The 25,217-nt window shown below is 47.5% G+C and carries 22 protein-coding genes and 1 pseudogene; 11 read left to right on the top strand and 12 right to left on the bottom strand.

The window, feature by feature from the left end:
• The first annotated feature begins 315 nt into the window (after window positions 1-315).
• Both clpS and clpA read left to right on the top strand, forming a co-directional pair.
• Window positions 316-636 carry an ATP-dependent Clp protease adapter ClpS gene (gene clpS, locus M2387_RS06705; protein WP_259048045.1) on the top strand — a complete coding sequence of 107 codons (321 nt, stop codon included), beginning with the start codon at window positions 316-318 and terminating at the stop codon, window positions 634-636.
• Between the two features lie 26 nt (window positions 637-662).
• Window positions 663-2,936 (top strand): ATP-dependent Clp protease ATP-binding subunit ClpA, encoded by a 2,274-nt coding sequence (clpA, locus tag M2387_RS06700; protein WP_259048044.1) that lies wholly within the window; start codon window positions 663-665, stop codon window positions 2,934-2,936.
• Window positions 2,937-3,047: 111 nt separating this feature from the next.
• Here the strand turns inward: clpA and M2387_RS06695 are convergent, their stop codons facing one another.
• The 8 genes from M2387_RS06695 to M2387_RS06660 form a co-directional block, all read right to left on the bottom strand.
• Window positions 3,048-4,547, bottom strand: a complete 1,500-nt coding sequence (locus tag M2387_RS06695; RefSeq protein ID WP_259048043.1) for a helix-hairpin-helix domain-containing protein — start codon at window positions 4,545-4,547, stop codon at window positions 3,048-3,050.
• Window positions 4,548-4,572: 25 nt separating this feature from the next.
• Complete coding sequence (locus M2387_RS06690) at window positions 4,573-6,339, bottom strand: PP2C family serine/threonine-protein phosphatase (RefSeq protein WP_259048042.1); 1,767 nt, start codon at window positions 6,337-6,339, stop codon at window positions 4,573-4,575.
• Window positions 6,339-7,379 (bottom strand): TerY-C metal binding domain-containing protein, encoded by a 1,041-nt coding sequence (locus M2387_RS06685; protein ID WP_259048040.1) that lies wholly within the window; start codon window positions 7,377-7,379, stop codon window positions 6,339-6,341. The genes M2387_RS06690 and M2387_RS06685 overlap by 1 nt, the downstream gene beginning before the upstream one ends.
• Before the next feature lie 87 nt (window positions 7,380-7,466).
• Entirely contained in the window at window positions 7,467-8,105 is a 639-nt protein-coding gene (locus M2387_RS06680; protein WP_259048039.1) for a vWA domain-containing protein, read from the bottom strand.
• The gene (locus tag M2387_RS06675; protein WP_259048038.1) at window positions 8,105-8,746 is read right to left on the bottom strand and encodes a TerD family protein; all 642 of its coding nucleotides are present in this window, start codon (window positions 8,744-8,746) and stop codon (window positions 8,105-8,107) included. The genes M2387_RS06680 and M2387_RS06675 overlap by 1 nt, the downstream gene beginning before the upstream one ends.
• A gap of 22 nt (window positions 8,747-8,768) precedes the next feature.
• Window positions 8,769-9,407: a vWA domain-containing protein gene (locus M2387_RS06670; protein ID WP_259048037.1), complete on the bottom strand. Its 639-nt coding sequence runs from the start codon at window positions 9,405-9,407 to the stop codon at window positions 8,769-8,771.
• A 121-nt stretch (window positions 9,408-9,528) separates the two neighbouring features.
• Window positions 9,529-10,608, bottom strand: a complete 1,080-nt coding sequence (locus M2387_RS06665) for a cysteine protease StiP family protein (protein WP_259048036.1) — start codon at window positions 10,606-10,608, stop codon at window positions 9,529-9,531.
• Window position 10,609: 1 nt separating this feature from the next.
• Window positions 10,610-11,383, bottom strand: a complete 774-nt coding sequence (locus M2387_RS06660; RefSeq protein ID WP_259048034.1) for an HAD family hydrolase — start codon at window positions 11,381-11,383, stop codon at window positions 10,610-10,612.
• Window positions 11,384-11,877: 494 nt separating this feature from the next.
• Here M2387_RS06660 and M2387_RS06650 point away from each other — a divergent pair.
• The 6 genes and pseudogenes from M2387_RS06650 to M2387_RS06625 form a co-directional block, all read left to right on the top strand.
• Window positions 11,878-11,994: pseudogene (locus M2387_RS06650) on the top strand (tellurium resistance protein TerZ); the annotation flags it as partial.
• Complete coding sequence (locus M2387_RS06645) at window positions 11,991-13,130, top strand: TerD family protein (protein ID WP_259048033.1); 1,140 nt, start codon at window positions 11,991-11,993, stop codon at window positions 13,128-13,130. The pseudogene M2387_RS06650 and the gene M2387_RS06645, both read left to right, overlap by 4 nt.
• A 22-nt stretch (window positions 13,131-13,152) precedes the next feature.
• Complete coding sequence (locus M2387_RS06640) at window positions 13,153-13,608, top strand: tellurite resistance TerB family protein (RefSeq protein ID WP_259048032.1); 456 nt, start codon at window positions 13,153-13,155, stop codon at window positions 13,606-13,608.
• Window positions 13,609-13,630: 22 nt separating this feature from the next.
• Window positions 13,631-14,671 carry a tellurium resistance membrane protein TerC gene (gene terC, locus M2387_RS06635; RefSeq protein WP_259048031.1) on the top strand — a complete coding sequence of 347 codons (1,041 nt, stop codon included), beginning with the start codon at window positions 13,631-13,633 and terminating at the stop codon, window positions 14,669-14,671.
• Between the two features lie 48 nt (window positions 14,672-14,719).
• On the top strand, window positions 14,720-15,298 hold the full coding sequence (gene terD, locus M2387_RS06630) for a tellurium resistance membrane protein TerD (protein ID WP_259048029.1): 579 nt from the start codon (window positions 14,720-14,722) through the stop codon (window positions 15,296-15,298).
• Between the two features lie 210 nt (window positions 15,299-15,508).
• Window positions 15,509-16,750, top strand: coding sequence for a vWA domain-containing protein (locus tag M2387_RS06625; RefSeq protein WP_259048028.1), 1,242 nt, complete (start codon window positions 15,509-15,511; stop codon window positions 16,748-16,750).
• A gap of 168 nt (window positions 16,751-16,918) precedes the next feature.
• Here M2387_RS06625 and M2387_RS06620 read toward each other — a convergent pair whose 3' ends face one another.
• A complete protein-coding gene (locus tag M2387_RS06620) occupies window positions 16,919-17,845 on the bottom strand; it encodes an Rpn family recombination-promoting nuclease/putative transposase (protein WP_259048027.1) in 927 nt (308 codons plus the stop codon).
• Between the two features lie 369 nt (window positions 17,846-18,214).
• Here M2387_RS06620 and M2387_RS06615 point away from each other — a divergent pair, with 369 nt between their 5' ends.
• Window positions 18,215-18,454, top strand: coding sequence for a hypothetical protein (locus tag M2387_RS06615; RefSeq protein WP_259048026.1), 240 nt, complete (start codon window positions 18,215-18,217; stop codon window positions 18,452-18,454).
• Window positions 18,455-18,494: 40 nt separating this feature from the next.
• Here M2387_RS06615 and araD read toward each other — a convergent pair whose 3' ends face one another.
• Genes araD through M2387_RS06600 form a run of 3 tightly spaced genes read right to left on the bottom strand, consistent with a single transcriptional unit; the run spans window position 18,495 to window position 22,460 of the window.
• Window positions 18,495-19,190 carry an L-ribulose-5-phosphate 4-epimerase gene (gene araD / locus M2387_RS06610; protein ID WP_259048025.1) on the bottom strand — a complete coding sequence of 232 codons (696 nt, stop codon included), beginning with the start codon at window positions 19,188-19,190 and terminating at the stop codon, window positions 18,495-18,497.
• Between the two features lie 47 nt (window positions 19,191-19,237).
• Window positions 19,238-20,740 (bottom strand): L-arabinose isomerase, encoded by a 1,503-nt coding sequence (araA, locus tag M2387_RS06605; protein WP_259048024.1) that lies wholly within the window; start codon window positions 20,738-20,740, stop codon window positions 19,238-19,240.
• Window positions 20,741-20,771: 31 nt separating this feature from the next.
• Entirely contained in the window at window positions 20,772-22,460 is a 1,689-nt protein-coding gene (locus M2387_RS06600; protein ID WP_259048023.1) for a ribulokinase, read from the bottom strand.
• Between the two features lie 337 nt (window positions 22,461-22,797).
• Between M2387_RS06600 and araC the strand changes: the two genes are divergently transcribed.
• Together araC and M2387_RS06590 are read left to right on the top strand one after the other, a co-directional pair.
• Entirely contained in the window at window positions 22,798-23,649 is an 852-nt protein-coding gene (araC, locus tag M2387_RS06595; protein ID WP_259048020.1) for an arabinose operon transcriptional regulator AraC, read from the top strand.
• 560 nt (window positions 23,650-24,209) lie between these two features.
• On the top strand, window positions 24,210-25,199 hold the full coding sequence (locus M2387_RS06590; RefSeq protein WP_259048019.1) for an arabinose ABC transporter substrate-binding protein: 990 nt from the start codon (window positions 24,210-24,212) through the stop codon (window positions 25,197-25,199).
• Window positions 25,200-25,217 lie beyond the last annotated feature (18 nt).

Raw genomic sequence — 25,217 nt, 5'->3', positions numbered from 1 at the left:
CTGCATCCTTCGTAAGACGTAATAGTGAGAGAATGAATCGGTGGTTAGAGCCGATTGTTCAAAAAATAACAGGCTCAAGGTGCTACTATGTGAATAAACAGCCTGTTCCGTCAAGCATCGAACGATGGGATTACGGGTTAAATGTCTAAAAGTTTGAAGCAGTTAACGCTATTGCTCGTAATGTGATATTGGTCTCGTATAGGGTAAAATGAGCATAAATATTTACTAGGCGATGTATTGATAAAAGCATAGTAAACTCAACTTATAACCTTGCCTGATGTGTTTTCGGGCGACAACAAATGATGAATAGCTGGAATGGGCAAGACAAAAGATTGGTTGAAATTTGACCAGGAAGTAAAGGATAAATTGCGCGAAGAGCTGCAGCCACCCTCTATGTATAAAATCATTTTATTGAATGATGATTACACGCCAATGGAATTTGTTGTTGACGTGTTACAAAAGTTCTTTTCTTATGATGTAGAACGTGCGACGCAATTGATGCTCACGGTTCACTATCAGGGAAGAGCTATTTGTGGCATTTTTACTGCTGAGGTAGCAGAAACCAAAGTGGCACTGGTGAATCAGTACGCGAAGGACAATGAGTACCCTTTGTTATGTACGCTTGAAAAGGCCTGAGTCAGGCAATATTTGGGGAGGTCTCTATGCTCAATCAAGAACTGGAACTCAGTTTAAATATGGCTTTCGCCAGAGCGCGCGAGCGTCGGCATGAGTTTATGACTGTCGAGCATCTGTTACTGGCACTGCTCAGTAACCCATCGGCACGAGAAGCGCTTGAAGCCTGTTCGGTGGATCTTGTTGCATTGCGGCAAGAACTTGAAACCTTTATCGAGCAAACGACCCCGGTTTTACCAGAAAGCCAGGACGAGCGTGAAACACAACCGACGCTCAGCTTCCAGCGCGTGTTACAACGTGCGGTATTCCATGTCCAGTCTTCTGGTCGCAATGAGGTATCAGGAGCCAATGTACTGGTCGCGATTTTCAGCGAACAGGAATCACAGGCGGCCTACTTACTGCGTAAATACGAAGTTAGCCGCCTGGATGTGGTTAATTTCTTGTCCCACGGTACGCGCAAAGATGAGCCAGGTCAGGCGCCGAGTAATGAAAGTCCGGCGAGTGAAGAAGCCGCTGGTGGCGAAGACCGGCTGGAAAGCTTTACCACTAATCTTAACCAGCTTGCCCGAGTAGGTGGTATCGACCCGCTTATTGGTCGTGACAAAGAACTTGAGCGCGCGATTCAGGTTCTCTGTCGCCGTCGTAAGAATAACCCGCTGTTAGTGGGCGAGTCTGGTGTCGGTAAAACTGCGATTGCTGAAGGTCTGGCGTGGAGAATCGTTCAGGGTACCGTACCGGAAGTGATTGCAGACTGTACGCTTTATTCCCTGGATATCGGTTCATTGCTGGCTGGCACCAAATATCGTGGTGATTTTGAAAAACGTTTCAAAGCGTTACTCAAACAGCTGGAACAGGATAAGAACAGTATTCTGTTTATCGATGAAATTCATACGATCATCGGAGCGGGTGCAGCATCAGGCGGTCAGGTCGATGCGGCTAACCTGATCAAACCGTTGCTTTCCAGCGGCAAGATTCGGGTTATGGGTTCCACGACTTACCAGGAATTCAGTAATATCTTTGAAAAAGATCGTGCCCTGGCACGTCGTTTCCAGAAAATAGATGTTACCGAACCGACAGTTGAAGAAACGGTTCAGATAATTAATGGTCTGAAACCGAAATATGAAGCACACCATGATGTTCGCTATAGTGCGAAAGCGATTCGGGCTGCGGTGGAACTGGCGGTAAAATATATTAATGACAGACACCTGCCTGATAAGGCCATCGATGTCATTGATGAGGCCGGGGCGCGTAGCCGTCTGTTACCTGCCAGTAAGCGTAAGAAAACGGTTAACGTCTCTGATATCGAAACTGTGGTAGCGCGTATTGCTCGCATCCCTGAAAAAAGTGTCTCTGCCAGTGACCGGGATACCCTGAAAGGGCTGAGCGATCGTCTTAAAATGCTGGTATTTGGTCAGGACAAAGCGATTGAAGCTCTGACTGAGGCGATTAAGATGAGCCGCGCCGGGCTTGGCCATGAGAATAAACCCGTAGGTTCATTCTTGTTTGCAGGCCCTACAGGAGTCGGTAAGACAGAAGTCACGGTTCAGCTTGCCAAGTCGTTAGGTATCCAGCTGTTACGTTTCGATATGTCTGAGTATATGGAACGTCACACCGTCAGTCGCTTGATTGGTGCTCCTCCAGGCTATGTCGGGTTTGACCAGGGTGGGCTGTTAACGGATGCGGTGATCAAGCACCCTCATTCGGTTCTGTTGCTTGATGAAATAGAAAAAGCGCACCCGGATGTCTTTAACTTACTGCTCCAGGTGATGGATAACGGAACGCTGACGGATAACAACGGCCGTAAAGCGGACTTCCGTAATGTGATTCTGGCAATGACCACCAACGCCGGAGTTCGGGAAACTGAACGTAAGTCGATTGGTCTGATCCGCCAGGACAACAGTACTGACGCGATGGAAGAGATCAAAAAGATCTTTACGCCTGAGTTCCGTAACCGTCTTGACGGCATTATCTGGTTTAACCACCTCTCTACCGAGGTGATTCAGCAAGTGGTTGATAAGTTCATTGTTGAACTCCAGGTACAGTTGGATCAGAAAGGGGTTTCACTGGAAGTCAGCCAGGAAGCACGTAACTGGTTAGCAGAAAAAGGCTACGATCGCGCCATGGGAGCTCGTCCTATGACGCGTGTGGTTCAGGATTACCTGAAAAAACCGCTGGCTAATGAACTGCTATTCGGTAGCCTGGTTGATGGCGGGCAGGTGACCGTTGCGCTGGATAAACCGCAGCAGCAATTAACCTATAACTTTATCAGTGCCCAGAAACTTAAACCGGAAGCTGCCCACTAACGCAGAACGACGTTAACGGGCTGAAAAGCGGCAACAGAGTCCTGACCTTCCGGTCAGGACTTTTTTTTGACTTCTGACACTGGTTTTCCCGTCCAGCGTTTGGCTCGCTTGCTAATTATCGACTAACTGTACAACGACCAGTCTGCCACCTTCTTCCTGAGAGAGAACAAATTGAGCGTTATCTTTCAGCTCTATCTTTTCTCCCACAGGGATAAGGCGCTTATCGGGTAGTGACATTAATCCCTGGATACCTTCGTTTACTAACCACCACTGATCATTATGATACACAAAGTAACCCACTCGTTTTTTCTGGTCGGCCGTTGTTCGTTCATTGGGAGCGATGAGGCGATTGACATGCCAGGCATAAATTGACTGTCCACTCCATACCATCAGCCGGTGATCATCGGATCGATAACTGCCTGCTTTTCGCGAGGAGTAAAGATTGAGGATAGGTAATTTCCCGGCATAGGCTGTCCCGCAGTAAGGGCAGACGGGTTTTGTTTTGCCTGAAAATATATACCACTTCTGCTGGCAGTCAGAGTTCTGACAGGGTTGTATCAGGTCAACCGTTTTAACCAACGCACTTTCCCATTCATCGGCGGTTGGGCGTTTTGTTGAGTCATGTAGCCCCTCTATAAATGCTCTGTCGAATAAGGGGCTCAGGTAAGGTCCCATGATGGTGTAAGGAATTTTTTTCGGGTCTGCCCAGGGGAGAGCAAACGGCGAGATTTGATTTATTTTTACTGCATTACTGTTATCACCAGGATGTTCAATGAACAGAGCCTTCTCGCCCATGGCCAGGGTTTCGTCACGCATTTCATCTGTCATATCATGAATTTTCCCACCCCGGAGAGGATGCCGGAAAAACAGATACATATAGATCAAAACTGAGAGGGCATGTCGGTCGGTTGTGATACTCGGAAGTATTCGATTTGGATCTTCTTTTGCCAGATGACTGGTTTTTACGACCTCAGGAGCAATAAAATCCGGCGTTCCAACAACATCGGGCGGAAACTTTCCGGGAACCACTAATCCGTCCACATCGATAATGCAGGCATGCCCCATTTCTGGGTCTACCAGGACATTCTTATAGCTCAGGTCACTGTGACAAAGACCAGCGGCGTGCATCCTTCTGACGGCTCTTGCCAGTAGCAGACAAATTTTAAGGTAAGTCAGTGTATTCCCTCGTTCACGCGGGTCGAGGAACTTATTCTGATTGCTTGCACTGGCGAACCATTTACCTTCTTTCTCCCGGCCTTTTATACCGAGAAAATCGTTATTTTTTGAACCATGCTTAAAGAAAAAATGGTTCTGGTAAGTGGGCACCACAATCCCGATTTTTTCTCCATGCTCAACAACGTGAGTTGGCCAGCAAAAGAGGTCTTTCCAGTATTCACCGCCAGGCTGTTCAAAGATATTTTGCCTGTAGCGACTGGTTATCATATCTATCCTTTCCCTGGCCTGATCGTTTTGCGGCTTATGGTAAAAGGCAACCACATACGATTTGTCAGGCGAAAAATAAACATCTTTCATTGAACCAGAACCGATGACTTCATCCACATACTGGACTGTCTGGCCGTCCTGAGTCTTACATGTAATAATATTTGCCATTTTAATAACCAGTGAAGTGTGTCTCTTACCACAACACCGCAATAGTGCGGTCATCATGGTTTCCAGGAGAGAAAAAGTTCAGCCAGTCACCTAATCTGTCAGGTGCCGTTTCGGCATCAGCAAGCATAGGGGCAAGCTCATCAACGAGACGGGTCCATTTTTGGTCACTGCGAAGACCGTTATCGGTCTCAAATAGGGGATCAGAAACACCGTCAGTCATCAGAATCAAGTGCGCAACATCATTCCATTTACCCACGCTGATTCGTCCGGTAAATGAGGTGTCCTCAATAATGCTTTGGTCGAGAAACCGCGTTTGTCCTGCGTATTCACCACTATCAGGAGTCCCGAGGATCCTGACTCGACCTGAAGGGCTACAGGCCGCTATCGCACCATCGCCAAGCCAGAATGCCGCGGCGAACAGTTCTGTGCCAGTGCGAAGAGAAATAGTGGCTAACAAGGTAGTGGAATAGGATTTTACGGCTTGTTCGGCATGAATAGCTTCATTCTGGATGCTATTGACCGCGAGCGTCGCCGCTTGCTTAAAATGATGAAGCATGGCGCTGATAGTGGCCTGTTGATCGCTCGCGCCCCAGGCCGTTATATGGTCTTTTAACGTTAATCCTTTCTGTCCACTGAGCTGATTGAAAAGATACTTGCCCGCTGTTTGAACTGCGATGCGCGATCCTTCACGAGAATTTATCGCGCTTCCCGCACCATCTGCGACGAGCATAATCGCCCATCCCGTTTCGTCGCTGTGGTTGATATAAAAATCATCATCTCTGAAAGTGCCCGCATGTTCGTGGGATCGTCCCCTTCGACTTGAGGCCGCTATGCGTATATCCCCGCTGATAAGTCCGGCGCAATCAAGATGAACCTTCTGATAGGGGGCATCTGAAGGGGGCTCTAACACTTTCCAGAGACTACGCGGGTCAGGGTTCACGATTAAAAGTGATTTGGTTTCACACTGTTCATGGGAATCACATGACCAGTGTACTGTTATTTCGACATCCCCACTTTCGCCCGGTATACCTTCGATCGATTGCTGTTCTCTATCATAAGAGAGGCCAATATCCCTGGAAAAGGCGACATCAATAATTTTTGCCTGTTGGCCATTATCGAGAGAGATAGCAACCTGTGAAGAGTAGGGTTCACCTGCCCGTGCATTAAGGATATTAACTCTTGCCTGAGGGGGAGCTAATCGTTTAGCCGGAGTCTGAGCGCGTTGTTGTTCGGTCGGTATTTGCCCGGGCGCGAGTGTCGGCGGCGTATCTAATTCGGAATAGGGCATCGGTTCCCATGACGGCGGTTCATGAGATTCATTTTTTTCTTTTTGATCGTTATTCGTGTTTAAAGTCTCTGTATCTATGCTGTCAGGTGGACTCTCGACTGATGTTACTGTTACGTCAGCCTCAGCCTCAGCCTCAGCCTCAACAATGATATTTTCGCGAACAGGCTCATCAGGCTGAACCTCGGATGTTGCTGGCAGTTGAGAATCAACATGGTTTGATTCAAGCTCAGTTTGCTTTTCTGCATGATTGTCGGAATTCTCCCGGCCAGTCTCATCCGGGTTATCTGAGACCGGAGTAACTATTTCCTGCAAACGATGATTGTGCGGCCCTGGATCCGCTGGATTTGATATCAGGGTTTCAATGCAATTAATAATATCTGCAACCCGGGCAGATAAGCCGGGATCCTGTGAAATCGCATTCAGGAGCTCTTCTTCAGCTGTGTGATTTCGTTCTGACAGTATTAATGCAAGGATCTTTTTTTCCAGTGATAGACTCTGTTCCATCAGCCTCTCCCCCGGCTTACGTCAAAGTTCGAGTTTCCGCCTTCATTGCTAAATGACAGACCTTTTTCACACCACGGGCAAATCACATCATCGGGACCGTCAATACACAGCAATTTACCGCATGTACACATTGCAAATGCACTGGCATTGCCACAATGCGGACATCCCGGTACGCCATGCAGTTCACTGGTATTGACCTGAATCCCGCTCGCTGAAGGAGCAGACCAGGCGAAATAGTCCTCATCAATGGGGTAGCAACCCGCGATATTAAAACTGTTCAGATTCAAACTGAAATCCAGTCCCGTCGCTTTTGCCGGTGGGCGTTCATATTTCATCAGATAAGGGCGACGTGTTTTGCTGCAACGGCCGGTAAGCATCACGCAGTTTTCATCGTAAGCCCTTATGACCTCATCTTTCGCCAGGCGAACGATGTATTCTGTCTGGTTTAACTCAGGCTGTTTTTCTTCACCGACGCTCCGGCTGTGCGCAGTAACCGATGCCGTAATCCACTTGATAAATCGAGTAAAATCACCTTCCCGTGATTCAGTGAACAGCATGACATTTTCTGTCAGCTGTCGCAGGATATGAAGGTCTGCTGATGGTCCTAAACCAACAGCAATAAGATTCACTTTACCAGCGTAATTATCTTTCCAGCGTTTTATCTCTGCGTTTGTATCATCGGTCGGACGACCGTCAGTCAGGAGGTAGACCACGGGTTTCCAGTCACCCTTAACTTCATGAGTCGTTTTCCTGACCTGAGTGTCAATTTGTATGGACAGTTCACGTAATGCAGCGCCGAGGCTTGTGCCACCGCCAACAGGGAGTCGTGGAGGATAGAATGAGGCAATCTCATGGAGAGGGACAATCGTGCGAGCAATACCGGCAAATGCGATGACCGAAATCCAGGCTGTTTCAAGCGCATGGGGGTCTTTTCTTAAATCGCTGACAATCATTTGCAGACCATCAGTCATTTTTTTCAGGTTTTCGCCAATCATGGACTCTGAACAGTCCAGAACAAAAAATACGGGAAGGCGTCTCATAATAATCCTCGCATGGCGGGTGACAGCCAACGGAAAATAGCGCTATACAAGAAGGTGCTGCCAGGAGTAACAACACCTTCAGTCACGTCAGAGTACCAGCTGGATTTCAGGTGGAGGAGGAGGAAGCGTATCTGTTCCCGTATTGACTCCCGCACTTGTGCTGCCAGAAGAAACGCTGGCCGAAACCCATTTAAAGAAACCAGCAAACGCAGTGGAATCCAGTGTCTCCAGAGAGACGACCTTATCCGTAAGCTGTTTTAAGTGTTCATGGCCAGCTTTAGGGCCAACAGCACAGGCAATGATCGAACCGAACGAATGGCCGCGAATCGCTTTTACCGCTTCACCGTACGCCCAGGCATCGGAAGGCATACCATCAGTCATCAGGAACACCAGAGGACGCCAGTCTCCTTTCGTATCGCCATCTGAACGCCGGACATCTCTGTCTACACATTTCATCAGGCATTCCAGCGCGGCTCCCGTGAATGTCCCGCCAGCACTGGGTACGACGATGTCTGAAAACTGGAAATTTTCCAGAGGTGTCAGCGGAATATACTCACGGGCTTCATTATCGTAGGTAATGATGGAAATGTGGACGCTCTCCAGGGCATAAGGATCCTGTCTGAGGGCGTTTAACATCGCTTGTATACCAACGTTAACCGCATGGATAGATTCACCGCGCATCGATCCGGATGTATCGATAACCAGATATACAGGCAGGCGGCGCATCAGATGTAATTCCTCAGATGTGAGACAAATGAATCGGAAGCAGAAGGCTCACCAATTGCTTTCAGTTTCCAGCCGGTTGATTCGCGAATTAACTCGGCAAATACCATAGAGCGTTGGTTAGTGAAGGCGGGGCCACCGGAAAGGTCGAATCGGGCCATTTCGATATTTCGCGCATCTACGGCACGAATAAAGGCATTATTAACCTTCCCAAAGTGCTGATTGAGCTTCTCTCCATTGTATATCTGAACGATAAATACAATTTTCTCGTACTGAGCATCAAGTGCATTCAAACGGACAATAATCTGCTCGTCGTCACCATCACCGGCACCCGTGCGGTTATCACCTGTCAGCCAGATATTGCCTGACTTATGTTTAAGGCTGTTGAAAAAGATAATATCGCCGTTAACCAGAGTGGGTTTGCCATTTTCTACATTACCGCGATCGTTTACTTTCCCGGCCGAGTTGCAAAGAAATGCAATAACATCAAGGTCGTACTCTTCTTCCTTCTTACCAAAGATACCGCCCAGAAAACCTTTCTTTTCCTCGTTAATATCCCAGCCGAGGCCGATAGTCACAGACGAAAGATCGAATTCATTTTTTTTCAGGCTAACAGCTTGGCCTTTGCTCAGACTGACAGACATAACATCCCCTTAATCAATAAAATTATAAAACCACATTCACTTCTGGTGGCGGCGGCGGCAGGTCATCGAGACCAATCACCTCTTTTTTATTTGACTCAACTTTCTGGCTGCCCACAGAGATGCTTGCACTGACCCACTTGAAGAACGCTTTGATAGTCGAACTGTCAGCCGTATCCAGTTGAAGCACGATTTCAGTGATTTCTTTGAGAACGCTGGTATCGGCATCATGCCCGGCGGCGCAGGCGACTACGACACCGGTCCTGGCATTTTTAAAGTCGTTCAGGCCTTTTCGCCAGTCGTCGGTTGGTGCGCCATCTGTCATTAAGAAAACCAGAGGACGCCAGTCACCTTTGGTATCTGCTGTTGTTTTCTGAACTTCTTGTGCAATAGAGCTGGCTACAAGTGAAAGCGCGTCGCCAAGCGAGGTGGTACCGCTTGCAGATAATGTCGGCACCTGGAAACTCAGAAGGTCTGTCAGGGGAACGGCTTGTCGTGCCTGAGAGTCAAAGGTGATAACGGATACATACGCGGTTTCAAGTGCATAGGGGTCTTGTTTTAGCGTTGTAAGCAGAGTTTGTACGCCATTTTTAACGGCCTCGATAGGTTCACCATGCATGGAGCCGGAGGTGTCGAGTAGAAGATATACGGGTAAACGTCTCAAATGAAAATCCTTCTTAAGTAGGTTAAAACTCTATTGAATGGATCCAAATTTCTTCTTCAACTGATTCTAGCGCTTTCTGTCTCTTTTTTTATTTTTAGCTGCTTTATGAGCCTGAACCCTATCAGAGCACTTTCTTGATTATAGTGACAGCCCTGTACTGGCCGAGGGTATCACCCATTTCTGTAACCGCTATTCCTTTGTCACGAGCAAGACCCACCAGAAGTGCAACGTCAGGATCGTCAATTGAACGCACAAAAACATGATCGGGCACTCGACGTAAAACAGCCCGGGTCGCTTCAGCGATACCCGGTTTAATACGATTGAGACTGTCAACGTTAAAGGTATCGGCCAGGTAAGTGATGACCTTGCGGCTTGTCTGCCATAAAGCGCTGGTAGATTCTGAATTCCAGTTTAGGGGGGGAAGCGAAGATGCCGGCAAATTCTGACGAAAACGAGATACGGTATCTACCAGCATTTGGCTACATTCATATTCGCTAAGATGGTCGCAAACTACACAACCATGTAATCCTTCGGAAGACCAGACGGATCGGGAAATCAACCCTGATACCGGGGCTCCCATAATACCGAAAGGGATCAACCAGTCATCATCACTGGCAGCAAGCCATGAGCAGCCGCAAGGATCGGCCAGTACTACGAGTCGTGGCTGTTCAGGATAGCCAGGACGGTCTTTCAGAGCGCGTACCAGCTCACCGGTGATAGCACCTTTACCTGTCCAGCCGTCAACAAACACAATACCCTTGGTGCCATGTCGTTTTTCAATAATGTCGAGTGCTGCACTATCAATTCCACGATCGCGGATGATACTGATACCGTAATGGTAAGAGGTTTTACCCATATCTCGCAGGGCCTGGTGTAGCATAACCCCCAGGGGGACACCAGCCCTGACAAGACTGGTCAGAACAACAGGTTCATCTGTGAAACGCTCGACCAGAGCTACGGCAATTTGCGTGACCTCTTTAGCCAGTCTTTCTGCTCCCTGCTCCAGTGCCCGATGAAATAAATCAAGGTGCCATTGCGTAGGGGCTGGTTCCTGACTGAGCATGTCAGAGTAATGCTTTTTCCCCGACTGAATCAGTTCTTCTTTTTGCTCAACGGGGGTCATTTCCATTTCGACAGACTTCAGTAGAAACTCCACGTCACCGGGCAGGTAAGAGCCTGATAATATTTCATGTGACGACATCTTATTTCTCTCCAAAAATCCGCTGTGAAATAGCCTCTGCAAACTGACTTTGACGCGGAATGCCAAACCAGGTACACAGTTTCATAAAACGATGATCGCTCAGACTATCTCCGAGACCTATCACAGGAAAAATACCCCGCTCAGCGCGAAGTTTTTCGAGCAACCAACTGACTGCCAGTCCTTTCTCTACAGGCGTCGGAAGCCATGCGACATTATTGCTATTACGATGGATATAGAAACCTTCTGTCGGGAAGAGGGTTTCAATCTCATCAGCAACAGCATTCAGCTCATTGAGACGGGTGCTGTCCCGGTGTTTCATCACCAGGTAAACAGGTGTTTCACCATACTCAAAATTAAGTCTTGCCCAGGCATTGATCCCTCTTTTTTGCATCATTTCAGTGATGAGGCGCTGCATAGAAATCAGTCTTTCACAGTAGGGGGATAATTTGTCGAGCATCAGGGCTTTCCATTCTTCGTCAGGCGCTCCCCCCGGTGTCAAAATAACGGCGCCATGGGTTGTGACTGCAAAGGAGCGGAATGGGATCTGAACACGGCTGATTTCTTCAGTTCCTCTGGCGGTGACAGGAATGAGTTCGGCATGCTCCAGCAGCCAATCTACCATTATGGACTGCTCTTCCGTCATAAAACTTCGTGGGTTCAGAGTCCTGTCAATGGCTCCGGTACGAAACGGCTCAAGTGCCAGCTCATCAACCATTTTTCGACGCGTCTGAAACAGTGTGTCATCGAGGTCGCTGAGAACAACGGGTTTATTCATTTCGTTCCTTAGGGTGTGAAGCAACAACGGTAATATTAAACCTATTCTTTTGAGCGAACGTTTTAATACTCTCTATTATGTCTTGCTGTGACGAAAATCCTTCCATAAAGCAAATTTTTTATTCATTTCATTTATAATTACTCGAATCGAAATGCATGAGTAAAGTGTTGATTAATTTTAAAAATACCATTGGTACATGTCAATCATAATATGAGTCCATATTTATATGGAAAACTCTTAGTTATGCACATAAAAATTATCTATCTTGTTGATTAATATTCTAAAGTAATAAATTGTTTTTAGTGTAAAACAATTAAAAACTAGCTGGATAAAAACGAGCTAAAATATCCCTTGCCAGACAACATCATCATGATATGATTTTCTTATCTAACAGTAATATATATGATTTTTATTGTCTCGGGCATTACCATTTTAAGGAACAAAATATGGTTTCATTAAGTAAGAACCAGACGGTATCTCTCAGCAAAGAATCTTCATCGCTGCGCCGTAATAATGGTCATTGGGACTTTACTGCCCATGGCGATGTCTGCCGTGGCCGTACTATCGATGATATGCACTCTGATATTATTTCAATGGTTATCCGTAAATGAACCTGACACCAGGGGGAAATGCCCCCGTCCCGGCAGAGGAGCTAAGGGTGCGGATAGCCTCGGGTTCTCCGGTTGATGCCTCTGCATTTCGCCTGTATGCCGATGGGAAAGTGCAGGGTGACGCTGATATGGTTTTCTATGGTCAGCCTCGCAATAATGATGGTTCTGTCAGTCTGGTAAGCGAAGGTCAGAACGCTACTTTTACTGTTGCATTGAACCGGCTTAGACCTGATGTCCAGAAAGTCGCCTTTACCGTAACCTGTGACGGTGGGCAGACAGTTTCCGGACTTCGCAATCTTTCAATCGACGTAGAGCAGGGTACAACGCGCCTGATTAGCGGTGTTGTTGAATTAAGCGCTCGGCAGGAAGCAGCCTTAATTTTGGGTGAGTTTTACCGCCGTAATAATGAGTGGAAGTTCCGCTTTGTCTCACAGGGATTTAATGGTGGGCTTAAACCACTGGCAGAACATTTCGGCGTAGATATTGCCGATGAACCCACTCCTGCTGTTCCACCTCCACCGATTGAGAAGAAAATCAGCTTGAGTAAAGTCTCTCTGACGAAAGAGAAGCCGGCTATCAGCCTGACCAAGCGGGATAACTTTGGTGAAATTCGCATTAACCTGAACTGGCACCGTGGTAGCGGAAAATCAGGGTTTGGGGGTCTGTTCGGTTCCAAAGGTATCGATCTTGACCTGGGGGCTTTTGTTAAGCTTCAGGACGGTCATAAGTCTGTTATTCAGGCATTGGGCAATGCCTTTGGCGATTATCACGGCGAGCCTTATGTTCAACTGAAGGGCGATGACCGGACTGGAGATGATTCTGATGGCGAATGGCTGCATATTAATGGCCGTGAATGGAAGCATATCCGTGAAGTACTGATTTATGCTTTTATTTATGAAGGGGTTCCAAGCTGGGATAAAACAGATGGTGTTGTCACCATTCATGTTCCCGAGCAGCCACCTATAGAGACTCGTTTGACTGAAGGCGAGAATCGCCGCACATTATGTGCTATTGCCAGACTCGTCAATGAAAATGGTACCATTAAAGTTGAGCGTATTAACCAGTACTTTAAAGGTCAGGATGAAATGGACCGTGCATTCGGCTGGGGATTTCGCTGGAGTGCCGGATCTAAATAACACAGCAAACAAGGAAATCAGTATGAGTTTTTTCGACAAAGTAAAAAATGCCATTAGCTCAGGGCGGGATGAGCTGACCCGCCAGGTTAGTCGCTTCAAAAACAAAAAATTCTTGCAGGGAACCGTGGCCGTTTGTGCACGTATTGCCGTAACAAGTGACGGGGTGAGCGCAGAAGAAAAACAGAAAATGATGGGCTTTCTGCGTTCTTCAGAAGAGCTAAAAGTTTTTGATACCAATGAGGTTATCGAATTCTTTAACAAGCTGGTTTCGAGCTTTGATTTCGATGTTGAAATTGGTAAAGGCGAAACCATGAAATATATTCTGGCATTAAAAGATCAGCCTGAAGCGGCTCAGCTTGCACTACGAGTGGGTATTGCTGTGGCGAAAAGTGACGGTAATTTTGATCCGGATGAGAAAACTGCCGCGCGTGAAATCGCTATCGCGTTGGGCTTCGAACCGGCTGAATTTGGTCTCTGATCTCAATCCCTAAGGGTAAATAATGGTTTCAACACATATTGGTTTCCCGACTGAAACCGTCATTGTTTTTATTGCTTTATCAGTCGGTGCCATCTTGATTGACTTGTTTATGCACCGACATGACAAGCCAATCTCTCTAAAGAGTGCTGCACTCTGGTCTGTATTCTGGGTTGCAGTTGCGATGGCATTTGCCGGTTTCCTCTATGTCCATCATGGTGCCGAAGTCGCAAGCCTGTTCGTGACAGGTTACGCTCTGGAGAAAGTACTATCCGTTGATAACTTGTTTGTCATGATGGCTATCTTCTCTTGGTTCGCGGTACCGGATCGCTATCGTCATCGTGTTCTTTACTGGGGGGTCATTGGCGCTATTGTGTTCAGGGGTATTTTCGTCGCCATTGGTACGAGTCTGCTTAGCCTTGGGCCATACGTTGAAGTTATTTTCGCTATCATTGTTGCCTGGACTGCGGTCATGATGCTGAAAAGTGGTGATGACAACGACGAAATTGAAGATTACTCCCAGCACTTGGCGTACCGCATGGTTAAACGCTTCTTTCCTATCTGGCCGAAACTGACAGGTCATGCATTTCTGTTGAATCAGAAAGAAGTGGATGCCGAACTGGCAAAACCAGAAAACAGTGACGTGACTATTGGTCGAGGTAAAAAAGCCGCTTTGTATGCCACTCCTTTGTTCCTGTGTGTGGCGGTGGTTGAACTTTCTGATGTCATGTTTGCATTCGACTCTGTACCGGCAATCATTGCTGTCAGTCGTGAACCGCTTATTGTCTACAGCGCAATGATGTTTGCTATCCTCGGTCTGCGTACGTTGTATTTTGTACTTGAGGCACTGAAGCAGTATCTGGTTCATCTGGAAAAAGCCGTTATCGTACTGCTGTTCTTTATTGCCGCAAAATTAGGTCTTAATGCAACAGATCATATCTGGCACCATGGTTACAGCATTGCTGCCACGACCAGTCTGTATGTTGTACTGGGTGTCCTGGCACTGGGGATCATTGCAAGTATTATGTTCCCAGGCCAACCTGATTCAGAGAACAAGGGGAAATAATCCCCTAACTGTTAACTTAAACCCATCACTAATCGAAGAGGTTATTTTATGAGTGTTTCTCTTTCCAAAGGCGGAAACGTATCCCTGAGTAAAGCTGCACCAACAATGAAAAATGTTCTGGTGGGACTTGGCTGGGATGCACGTTCAACTGATGGTCAGGACTTTGACCTTGATGCGTCAGCATTTCTGCTGGCCGCAAATGGCAAAGTTCGCAGTGACGCCGATTTTATCTTTTATAACAACCTGACATCTTCAGATGGCTCAGTAACCCATACCGGTGATAACCGTACCGGCGAAGGTGATGGTGATGACGAATCGCTGAAAATTAAGCTGGATGCCGTACCGGCTGATGTTGATAAGGTTATCTTCGTTGTCACCATCCATGATGCGACTACCCGTCGCCAGAGTTTTGGCCAGGTTTCTGGTGCCTTTATTCGTCTGGTTAATGATGATAATCAGACCGAGGTTGCTCGCTATGATTTGACAGAAGATGCGTCTACCGAAACCGCAATGCTGTTTGGTGAGCTGTATCGCCACAATGCCGAGTGGAAATTCAGGGCTGTCGGTCAGGGTTATGCCGGTGGACTGGGATCTGTTTGTGCCCAGTACGGTATCAATGCCTCTTAACAGAAGTCACTTGCTATAAGATTGAAAGCCCGGCGATGATGCCGGGTTTTTTATAGGGTGTCAGGTATGGCAAAGAGGAAGGATGGTAGTTCAATTAGGCTGTTATTCCTGCAATATTATCAATATTCACGTTGGCAGTCAGACTTGCACCCAAATTAAAGTGGCAGTGATTACAGTTATTAATTCAGGAATTACTTAGGGTATATATTGATGAAATTACAATCCGGACAAAATATTCCTTTGCAGGGTTCCTTTATCAAACTGAACCTATTGTATCCTACAACAACAGGTTTTAATGGCGAGCCAGATACTTGCTTATTTATGTTGAATGCTCAGGGGAAAGTCAGTGGCGACACGGATTTTATTTTTTATAATAACCTGTCATCCCCGGAAGGTTCAGTAAAGCTTGTAACCGGCCATCAACAATCCAGTGTCGAAATAGCACTGGATCGTGTTCCTGGCACTATAGCCAAAATAGCCATTACAGTTGTCATTGACGGTAACGATACGGTTAGCGGCCTGACTTTGTTGAGCATACAGGCACCAGGCATTGCTGAATTTAACACTGAAACGAAAGGACGAAGTGAAAAAGCGATCATTCTGGCTGAAGTATATCGCCATAATGGGGCCTGGAAACTTCGAGCACTAGGTCAGGGCTTTAATGGGGGTCTTGAACCCTTAGCGATTAGCTTTGGCGTAGATGTCGCTAAGCCTTCTCCAGAGCCCGCTGAAGTAACGCGTATCAGTCTGGAGAAAAAACTTGAAAGTAAATCTCCACGCCTTATAAGCCTGGCGAAAAAGGCGACTGTTAGCCTGGCAAAAAACAAACTGGATACACTGGAAGCCGCGGTGGCTTTTGTTCTGGATGCATCCGGCTCAATGAGCGGTCAATTTAAAAAGGGTAACGTTCAGTCCGTATTAGACCGTATCGCTGTTCTTGCAGCGCAGTTTGATGATGATGGCGAAATGGATGTCTGGGGTTTTGGTGAGAAACACAAAAAATACCCTAATGTTACCCTGGATAATTTAGACGATTATATTAGAACCATTCAGAGTACGGGAAAGCGCTCAGCATGGGAGAATCTGCCTGGCCTGGGAGGCACGAATAATGAGCCGCCAGTGATGGAAGAAATTATCGATTATTTCAAAGATTCAACGATTCCAGTTTATATCGTCTTTATTACGGATGGTGGAATAAGCAAAACTCGGGCAATCAAGGATGCTATTCGCCGCTCCGCCAACTATCCTATTTTCTGGAAGTTCGTGGGGCTGGGTGGTTCAAACTACGGTATTCTTAAGAACCTTGATGATTTCACCGACCGACGTGTCGATAATACCCATTTTTTTGCGATGGACGATTTTGGTTCGATCAGCGATGAAAAATTGTATGATGATTTACTCGAGGAATTCAGAACCTGGATTGACGAGACTAAAACAACAGGCATTCTTTAAATTAAAATAAAAAGCTTTTAACTTTTGGCGGGTAGAGGTGCACAAAGCCCGTCAGAAATTATCCAGTGGCGAAGTTATTCCATCGCTATGGGTGGAAGGCTGAACTAGATATTGCTCTGTCTTATCAGTATAAGCTGCTCTTCAGGCAGGGAGCAGACCAGGGAACAATCAGTGACGGAGATGCGCAAGGTGTTCTTCGGTCAGCCCTGTTAATTTCATGATGGTGTTATGGTCAAGACCGTTATCCAGCATGGTTCGGGCAACTTCAAGTTTGCCTTTCTCAATGCCTTTCTCAATGCCTTTCTCAATGCCCCTCTGTTCAAGCTGTTGTGCAATTGTCATTAGTGCATCCTCATGTTGTGGCGCGCGTTGTGCCAGTTCACGTACAAAGGCTTCTGCATCAGGTGTTTCACCAGCCTGTACCAAATAGTTTATCAGTGAAACTAGCTGCTGTCCTGTCATGTATTCTGTCACGAGCAGGGTCGCCAGGTTATCCAGCAGCTCTGTGAGATCCCGTCTATGAATATGTTTCTGCAGCAGCGAGAGTGCAGCCATACTTCGGTGGCGCATTATATCTTCATCAGGTATCACCGTAATATCAACCAGTGGAAAATTGCCGCTGTAGAGCCTTTCTGCCTGTTCAGGGAGGTTAAACTCATCCAGCCATCGCGTTGAATATGGGTATGGACTACGTTTACCAGTGTAAAACAGGACGGGTATCACCAGCGGCAGTTTTTTATGCCCGGCATCCAGATGACGTTGCATGGCAGCAACTGCGTAACGAAGTAACCGGAACGCCATATGCCTGTCAGGTGAGGACTGGTGTTCGATAAGGACATGGATATACGAATTATCAGCGGCCGTTGTTTTCAGGCTATAAAGTACGTCGCTGAAGTAGGGTCGCAGATCTTCCTCAACAAAGTTTCCAGACTCCAGTTTCAGCGTGCTGAAATCACAGATAGCTTGCAACTCTGCTGGCAGATGCAGTTGCATAAAATCCCGGGCAGTATCGGGGTGGGTTAAAAACTGTTTAAAAACCAGATCATGCGGAGTTGGAGTACTTTTTGCGCTTCCTTTTGCTTTCTTATCAGACATACCTTTTCCGTGGCACCTACGGTCTTCCCTGAGTATTACCGTATTAAATTGAACTGTATTTATGGTTTCTGATTGCTTGAACGACAGCGGATAAATTGTTTACCACCTGAATAGCGAAATATATCAAAAAAACTGTTTTTGTCTGCCAGATACGATGCGGAGTGTCAGTACTCTGATTCGCATGGATATTCGTTTTCGGAAACGATTTTTACATTCTATGACGCACTTTTCTCTCCCTGTTGTTTGACTATCTCCATGAAGATATTTTGTGATTTTGATCTGGTTTAGGATGCTGTTTATGAACTTTACTTCTGAAAATGCAATCATATTGGTGATTAATCTTGTTTTGATTAAAAAAGGACTAATGAAATGAACAGGGAAAAAAGTTTTATAGCAATTATTTTGCTTTCCTCAATTTTTACAGTGTCGACTTCTTATGCACAAAAAACACCTGTTCCATCACATCAAACCAATGGGTCTAACGGAGCTAATGGAGCTGACGGTGCTAATGGTTGGTTAGGAGGAAAGGGTGGCAAAGGAAGCAAAGGTGGTGAAGGAGGCAAAGGGGGTGATGGAGGTAAAGGCGGTGATGGTGGCAACGCTGGCTAAGAATCTCAATACTCCTGAGGTTCTTAACCAGTCCTCCGGATTATTGCCCGTAGTAGGCTTTTGCGCCGTGTTTGCGCAAGTAATGTTTATCCAGCAATGTCTGCTGCATAGCAGGTAGCTCAGGGTTTAGCTGGCGGCAGAAAATCCCCATATAAGCCACTTCTTCCATGACGATGGCATTGTGTACCGCATCTTCAGCATTGCTCCCCCAGGCAAAAGGCCCGTGAGAATGAACCAGTACGCCGGGTATCTGCATCGGGTCGATTCCGCGCTCATCAAACATACTGGCGATCAGCTCGCCTGTCTGCCACTCATACTCACCGTTAATTTCGTCATCGGTCATTTTGCGGGTACAGGGAATTGCACCGTAGAAATAATCAGCTTGTGTTGTTCCGGTTGCCGGAATCGCTTGCCCGGCCTGCGCCCATATAGTGGCATGACGCGAGTGGGTATGAACGATACCGCCAATATTCGGAAAACGCAGATAAAGCAGGCGATGAGTCGGAGTATCTGACGACGGTTTTTTGGACCCTTCGACCACTTTGCCTGTTTCCAGACTGACAACCACCATATCCTCGGCTTTCATGGCGCGATAGTCGACGCCTGAAGGTTTGATAACCAGCACTCCCTGCTCGCGATCGACGGCACTGACGTTACCCCAGGTGAGCGTCACCAGATTATGTTCTGGCAGGGCCAGATTAGCTTTGAGAACCTGGCGTTTAAGTTGTTCAAACATGATGTTCTCCTTAAAAGAAGAAGCCCCTCAGAGAGGGGCTGCCTGAGTTAACGTTTAAAGTGGTAATACACTTCGTTCCAGCGCAGGGCGTCTTTAAACGCAGGGAGCTGTGTATCATTGTCGATAACCGCAATTTCAATATCATGCAGCTCGGCAAAAAGACGCATATCATCAAGATCGAGCGCGTGGCTGAATACCGTATGGTGTGCGCCTCCGGCGAGGATCCAAGCTTCAGAAGCTGTTGGCAGGTCTGGCTGCGCTTTCCATAACGCATTGGCGACCGGCAGTTTTGGTAAGGCATGAGGCATCTCTACCGAATCGACGCAGTTCACCAGCAGGCGGAAACGGTCACCGAGATCAATCAGGCTGGCATTCACGGCCGGGCCCGTTTTGGAGGCGAAAATAAGACGAGCAGGATCTTCTTTACCGCCAATGCCGAGGAACTGCACATCGAGAATCGGTTTTTCATCCGTGGCAATAGTCGGGCACACTTCCAGCATATGAGAACCAAGGACGATATCGTTGCCGTTCTCAAAGTTATAGGTGTAGTCCTCCATAAACGAAGTCCCGCCCGGCAGGCCTGTCGCCATGACCTTCATAATGCGTAGCAGCGCAGCGGTCTTCCAGTCACCTTCGCCGGCAAACCCGTACCCCTTCTGCATCAGGCGCTGTACGGCGAGGCCCGGAAGTTGCTTTAAGCCATGAAGATCTTCAAATGTGGTGGTAAAAGCATGGAATCCTCCCTCTTTCAGGAAGCGTTCCATTCCCAGCTCTATGCGTGCCGCATCGATGACATTCTGGCGTTTATCACCGTGAATTTGTGCCGCCGGTGTCAGGCGATAGCTTTGTTCATATTCATCGACCAGGGCACTGATATCTCCGTCGCTGACGGCATTTACCACCGCAACCAGGTCGCCCACGGCCCAGGTATTCACTGAGAAGCCAAACTTAATTTGGGCGGCAACTTTATCGCCATCGGTCACAGCAACTTCGCGCATATTGTCGCCAAATCGGGCTACTTTAAGTAAGCGGGTATCCTGTCTGGAAACGGCCTGCCGCATCCATGAACCAATACGCTGATGAGCCTGCGGATCCTGCCAGTGACCGGTCACTACGCTATGCTGCTGACGCATGCGGGCACCAATAAAGCCAAATTCACGGCCGCCATGGGCGGTCTGGTTCAGGTTCATAAAGTCCATATCAATGCTGCCCCACGGAATTTGCGCATTGAACTGGGTATGGAACTGTAATAACGGTTTATTCAGGATAGTGAGGCCGTTAATCCACATTTTTGCCGGCGAGAATGTATGCAGCCAGACGATCATCCCGGCACATCTCTCATCATGGCTGGCATCACGACAGATGCCGGTGATGTCATCCGGACGGATACCGAGCGGCTTGAGTACCAGCTTGCAGGGTAACTTTGCGTCGGTGTTCAGGGACTTCACTACCTGTTCAGCATGCTGAGTGACCTGACGCAGCGTTTCCGGGCCATATAAATGCTGACTGCCAATCACGAACCACACTTCATAATTATTAAAAATAGTCATCGTTTTATCCTTAAAGGGCGGCCACAGCCGGTTAGTCTGCGCGAGCAGAAAGGGCAGGGACTGGGGGAAGATAATGTTGCTCTGCACTGTTGGCCCATTGCTGGTAACGGCGATAGAGCTGTTCAAATTGTTCAGCGCGTTGAGGGACAGGTTGCAATGTCCGTTCGATTTGACAGGCCATCGCTTTCTGGGCACTGGAGATATCGGGGTGGTAGCCCGCGGCGACTGCAGCGAAGATAGCGGCGCCCAGAGCACAACACTGATCGGATGCGGCAATCTGTACCGGGCGGTTCAGCACATCGCAGCAGACCTGCATAATCACCGGTGATTTACGTGCGATACCGCCCAGCGTGATGACGTTTGTCACCGGAATATTCTGTTCGGTGAAACACTCCATAATGGCGCGTGCTCCGAATGCTGTTGCGGCGATAAGTCCACCGAAGAGAGCGGGCGCATCGGTCGCAAGATTTAAATCGGTGATAACACCTTTCAGACGCTGGTTGGCATCGGGTGTGCGGCGGCCATTAAACCAGTCGAGGATCACCGGCAGATGCTCCAGTGAAGGCTGCTTTGCCCAGTCTTCGGTCAGCGCCGGGAGCAAAGCTTTTTTGCTGGCATTAATTTGTTCACTAAGTTCAGGATGTTCTTGCGCCAGTCTGTCCAGCGGCCAGCAGAGAACGCGGCTAAACCAGGCATAGATATCACCGAAGGCGGACTGTCCGGCCTCCAGGCCAACAAAATCAGGGATAACGCTACCGTCGACCTGACCACAGATCCCCTTGATTGCCCGCTCGCCTACGGTCGTATAATCAGCAATCAGAATATCGCAGGTGGATGTCCCGATAACTTTCACCAGCGTGTTAGGCTGGGCTCCGGCACCCACTGCACCCATATGGCAGTCGAATGCTCCGCCAGAAATCACGACATTTTCAGATAACCCAAGGCGTGCAGCCCACTCAGGGCTCAGGTGGCCGACAGGGATATCAGCAGTCCAGGTTTCAGTGAACAGCGGCTGGCTAAGATGCTGATTAATTATTGGATCCAGTTCATCAAAGAAAGAGGCGGGCGGTAATCCTCCCCAGCTTTCATGCCATAAACTTTTATGCCCGGCGCTACAGCGTCCGCGGCGAATATCCTGCGGACGTGTGGTACCTGAGAGCAGGGCTGGAACCCAGTCACAGAGTTCAATCCAGGATACGGCAGCCTCAGCAACGGCGGCATCCACCCGGGTGACATGCAAGATTTTTGCCCAGAACCACTCACTGGAGTAGGTACCGCCAATATAGCGCGAGTAATCAACCTTATCGGGCTGGTGGCATAGACGAGTTATCTCATCGGCCTCTTCAACAGCGGTATGATCTTTCCACAACACAAACATGGCATTAGGGTTATCGGTGAATTCTGGATTCAGCGCCAGTACATTACCGCTGGCATCAATCGGCGCAGGCGTTGAGCCTGTACTATCCACGCCAATACCTGAAATAGCGGCCCGTTGTTCGTGAGAGAGCTCAGCCAGAACCGAAACTAAGGCTCGCTCCATGGATTCGATATAATCCAGAGGATGGTGACGGAATTGATTTTTAGCCGCATTACAGTAGCGTCCGTCCTTCCAGCGCGGATACCACTCGACGCTGGTGGCCAGTTCAGTCCCGTTTTGACAATCAACGGCTAATGCCCTTACAGAATCACTGCCAAAATCCAGACCCAATGCAATTGACATTTTTTACTCCAGCACAGTAAACAGACATGCATGAACAGTAAATTTTGTAGCTAAAAAGAGTCAGGCTGTATCCGCTGAACTTATGGACTAAATTGCTGTTAAGGGAGAAACTGTGATGCTGTGCAAATATTCGATATGGATTTATTTGGCAAAAATATAGTAAAACTAATTATGCTTTAAAGGTGCTGTTCTGCGGCCGGACATTGCGTAGCCACAGATGAAACACGACGTTATCGAGAAATACAGGCTTTTCTGACTTCCCATTGTGTCCCGCATGAGCGCGAAAAATGGATATGGACAAATGGTTTCTGTTTTTCTTACTGGAGCGAATATCACGATGGCTGAAATACAAAATGATCCCCTGTTACCGGGCTACTCCTTTAACGCTCATCTTGTCGCCGGACTAACGCCCATAGAGGCCGACGGCCCCCTTGATTTTTTCATCGACAGGCCGCTGGGAATGAAGGGTTATATTCTCAATTTAACCATTCGTGGTGAGGGGATTATTAACAACCAGGGGCAGAGCTTTATCTGTAAACCGGGTGACATGTTACTGTTCCCTCCAGGTGAAATTCATCACTACGGACGAGTTCCACAGAGTAAAGAGTGGTATCACCAGTGGGTCTATTTTCGTCCTCGGGCTTACTGGCAGGAGTGGCTAAACTGGGAGCCTATTTTTGCACAAACGGGTTTTTATCGTCCCGATGAACAGCGAATTGCTGATTTTTCTGACCTCTTTCAGCAGATTATCGATGCCGGACAGACTGAAGGGCGCTATGCAGAATTACTGGCGATTAATCTGCTGGAACAGTTGCTGCTGCGACGTATGGAGATGTTAAATGCCACGCTACACCCGCCACTGGATAACCGGGTGCGGGATGCCTGCCATTATATCAGTGAGCATCTGGCAGACAGTGATTTTGATATTGCAAGCGTTGCTCAGCATGTCTGTCTTTCCGCTTCGCGTCTTTCACATCTTTTTCGCCATCAGCTGGGAGTGAGCATTCTGAGCTGGCGTGAAGATCAGCGTATCAGTCAGGCGAAACTACTGCTCAGTACCACCCGAATGCCGATTGCCAGTGTCGGGCGAAATATCGGTTTTGAAGATCAGCTCTATTTTTCGCGCGTTTTTAAAAAGTCAACGGGCGCAAGCCCGAGTGAATTCCGTGCCGGATATGAATCATCCTGACTATTTCTTACTTAGAGCCTATCCCATTAGGCTATTTTATTTGTCATTTTGGCCCTGGGCAGTGCTCAAAATCCTCACGTACTTCGTGTACGCTCCGGTTTTTCCGCGCTGTCCGTGTCCAAACTGACTGCAACAATATACGCCTAATGGGATAGGCTCTTATTCCTGTGGGATACAGGAATAAGTAAGTTGAATTAAAGCGACTTGAAGAGTCATCTGCCAGTAGGGTTTATTATTTTTAAAATATTACTGAAGATTATTAACGTTATTTAATTTCTTACCTGTAACTCGAATTATTACAGCGAGAGAAATTGCTGATCATATGGATAATTCAACCATTACCTGATTAGTTCATTAACAATTCCGGTTTTTTTTATGGTAATAATCGCTGAATTCATGCACTGAATTACTGTATTTCTGCCATGTGACTCCGCTCAAATATGGACGATTAATTTTCCGTTAAAACTATTACCAGCATCTGAGAATTCTCTCATAAGTGCTAATGCATTGTTTTAAATCGAACTTACTTGAAAAACCCTACAAGCAAGCTGGAGCATGCCATGCACAAATTTACTAAAGCGCTGGCGATTATTGGCCTGACCGCTGTTATGTCACAATCCGCTATCGCAGAAACAATGAAGCTCGGTTTTTTGGTGAAACAACCTGAGGAACCCTGGTTCCAGACGGAATGGAAATTCGCCGATAAAGCAGGAAAAGATCTTGGGTTTGAAGTCATTAAAATCGCGGTTCCTGATGGGGAAAAAACGCTGAATGCCATCGATAGTCTGGCAGCCAGTGGCGCGAAAGGTTTTGTAATTTGTACGCCTGATCCAAAACTGGGTTCCGCTATCGTAGCGAAAGCGAATAGCTACGGCATGAAGGTTATTGCCGTTGATGACCAGTTTGTTACCGCCAAAGGAAAACCGATGGATACGGTGCCATTGGTGATGATGGCTGCCACTAAAATTGGCGAGCGTCAGGGACTCGAGTTATATCAGGAGATGCAAAAACGTGGCTGGGACGTGAACAATACGGCAGTAATGGCCATTACTGCGGATGAGCTGGATACCGCGCGTCGTCGTACTTCAGGCTCGATGGATGCTCTGAAAACAGCAGGCTTCCCGGAAAAACAAATTTATAAAGTTCCGACTAAATCAAACGATATTCCCGGCGCTTTCGATGCCGCTAACTCCATGCTGGTTCAGCATCCTGAAGTGAAACACTGGTTAATTGTCGGTATGAACGATAACACGGTGCTGGGTGGTGTGCGTGCTACCGAAGGACAGGGATTTAAAGCCGCAGATGTTGTCGGTATTGGCATTAATGGCGTTGATGCTATCAGCGAACTCTCGAAAAAACAGGCTACCGGTTTCTACGGCTCTCTGCTGCCAAGCCCCGATGTGCATGGTTATAAGAGTAGCGAAATGCTCTATGAGTGGGTAACTAAAGGTGCTGAACCGCCAAAATTCACCGAAGTAACGGATGTGGTACTGATTACAAGGGACAACTTTAAGGAAGAGCTCGATAAGAAAGGGCTGGGTGGTAAATAGCTTCCAGATAAATGGCCG

It is taken from the genome of Klebsiella sp. BIGb0407, from assembly GCF_024807845.1.
GTDB lineage: Bacteria > Pseudomonadota > Gammaproteobacteria > Enterobacterales > Enterobacteriaceae > JGM124.
The sequence above is the reverse complement of the archived record's forward strand: the minus strand, read 5'-3'. Positions and strand labels throughout refer to the sequence as shown.